Origin of the sequence: Bacillus sp. JJ722, from assembly GCF_036963345.1 — a bacterium.
Taxonomy (GTDB): Bacteria; Bacillota; Bacilli; order Bacillales; family DSM-1321; genus Bacillus_AD.
Genome location: NZ_JBALMO010000333.1, coordinates 1 through 2399, shown reverse-complemented (window position 1 = coordinate 2399; position 2399 = coordinate 1). Strand labels below are relative to the sequence as shown.

The 2399-nt window shown below is 37.0% G+C and carries 2 protein-coding genes; both read right to left on the bottom strand.

The features are described from left to right. Positions 1–642: 642 nt before the first annotated feature. Complete coding sequence (locus tag V7014_RS25400) at positions 643–1161, bottom strand: DUF84 family protein (RefSeq protein WP_335511607.1); 519 nt, start codon at positions 1159–1161, stop codon at positions 643–645. A gap of 32 nt (positions 1162–1193) precedes the next feature. Continuing rightward, positions 1194–2264 (bottom strand): M42 family metallopeptidase, encoded by a 1071-nt coding sequence (locus tag V7014_RS25395; RefSeq protein ID WP_335511605.1) that lies wholly within the window; start codon positions 2262–2264, stop codon positions 1194–1196. Positions 2265–2399 lie beyond the last annotated feature (135 nt).

Genomic DNA, 2399 nt, shown 5'->3' with positions numbered 1-2399 from the left:
GATTGAAAATCACTTTTAGAACAGCCTCTTTGTGCTCCAATGATTATTTCTCTTTCTGCTTAATAGACGAAGCTATATCCATCATATCTTCCGCATACTTTGCAAGATCTTTTACCTTTGTTTGCGAAGTTACTTTGACTCCACCAACACCGGTTGTTATTTCATATTCATCATCAGTTATTTCCTTTATAGCTGCAAATCCGACGCGATTATCTTGCTTAAAGATCTCGTAAGCTAAATAATCATCTTTATTCTTTTCAATTCTTTGGCTAAGCGATTTACTGTTGCTACCTTCATTAGGGTTGATAAAAATAATTACAGGATTATCTCCCTTATGAAGAATAATATTATGTTCTTCCTCTTTTTCAATCTTATATCCTAAAGGCAGATAAAATTTTGTACTACTACTTTTTTCATTTGTCCNNTGAACGCTTTCTTTGCTGAATCAATCGCTGTGACCTTTTCTTCCTCTATATTTGCCGAGCATGCTACTCCAGCAATAAGCAACATACTCATAAGAACAAGAAGCATTATGTTTTTTCTTACCATGGCTTGATTCACCTCAAATTAACATACCTTTTACAAAATAGTTTACCCATTCTTTTAAACTTATTACTAGTTTTCAGTAAAAATTAACGTATTTTAGTTATGATTAAGATGTTGATACTCATATTGTCCGATTAACATTTTCACAATGTGCTCAAACATGACAATCCGTGAAATTTCTTCATTTGTAAAGACTCCAATGGCTCCTTCTTTTTTCCGAATATTCTTCTTCATTGTATATTCATCCATAACAGGACCTAATTCTTCACCTTGTCTTAAACGAGTAGCAATTTCTTCTGGCAAAGGTATTCTTGCACCACCTGCAATAATAGGATTTTGACTTTCAGTAACAAGGGCGCCCCAATTACATAGAAATAATCCAAATGGAGTTTCTACAACTCCCCCTTCTAACCCAATGCCAATTTGACCGTTAGTCTCCATTAAACTCTTCTTTGCTCGATTAATGGCACCCTTAATTGTTTCTTCATCAGAGAAAGGTTGAGCAGATACACCTGAAGGTACATTCGCAACAATAAACAGATTTCCATCAGTTCCTACTGCATTATAAACCGCTTCTACCTTGGCTGGATTTTCACTTCCAATTGCAATAATCATGACTGAATGTTCAAATCCTTTCCTTTTAGCAATTACATGCCTTTTATCGTTTTTACAGTCGATGCATCTGTTTTTCTTACTAGTGTTGTTAATAATTCCTTTGCAGCTTCATAATCATCAACTGAAATAATAGAAGCATGCGTATGTACATAGCGAGAACAAACGCCAACAAAAGCACTTGGAACGCCATCATTACTAGTGTGAACGCGACCAGCATCCGTACCACCTTGTGAAACAAAATATTGATAAGGAATCTTATTCGCTTCAGCAGTATCTAATAAGAACTCACGCATACCTTTATGTGTAATCATAGAGCGATCGTAGATTCGAAGTAATGTTCCTTTGCCAAGCTGTCCAAATGCCTCTTTGTCTCCAGAAGAATCATTAGCAGGACTCGCATCTAAACAGTAGAAAATATCTGGTTTAATCAAGTTTGCGGCCGTTTGTGCCCCTCTTAATCCTACTTCTTCTTGAACTGTAGCTCCTGAGTATAAAATATTTGGCAATTTTTCACCTTGTACATTTTTTAATAGTTCAATGGCTAAACCACAACCAATACGATTATCCCAGGCTTTTGCCATGATTTTTTTACTATTTGCCATTGGAGTAAATGGACAAATAGGAACGATTTGTTGCCCTGGCTTGATACCCATTCTCTTTACATCCTCTGCATCATCAGCGCCGACATCAATTAGCATATTTTTAATATCCATTGGCTTAGAACGTTGTGCCTCATCTAATAAGTGAGGTGGAATAGATGCGATGACACCGACAACAGGACCTTGATCTGTAATAACATTCACACGCTGTGCTAATAGCACTTGGCTCCACCATCCACCAAGCGTTTGAAAGCGAAGCATCCCATTGGCTGTAATAGATGTAACCATAAAGCCTACTTCATCCATATGACCACCAACCATAACAGTAGGACCATTCTCATCGCCAACCTTAACGCCAAATATGCTACCTAATCCATCTTGGACAATTTCATCACTATATTTTTCAAGCTCTTTTCGCATAAATCTTCTTACTTCATGTTCAAATCCAGACGCACCCGGAAGTTCTGTTAACGTTTTATATAAAGCTAAAGACTCTTGATTCATAAATTTGCTCCTTTTTAAAAGATATAATTTTGCGCGGTGTCTAGCTTCAGCGCCCAGCTCCTAATGGATTTCGCCAACCTCCCTACGATAAGTCAACATTGAATCGCCTACCGGCTTTTCGTGTTTCCTTTATCT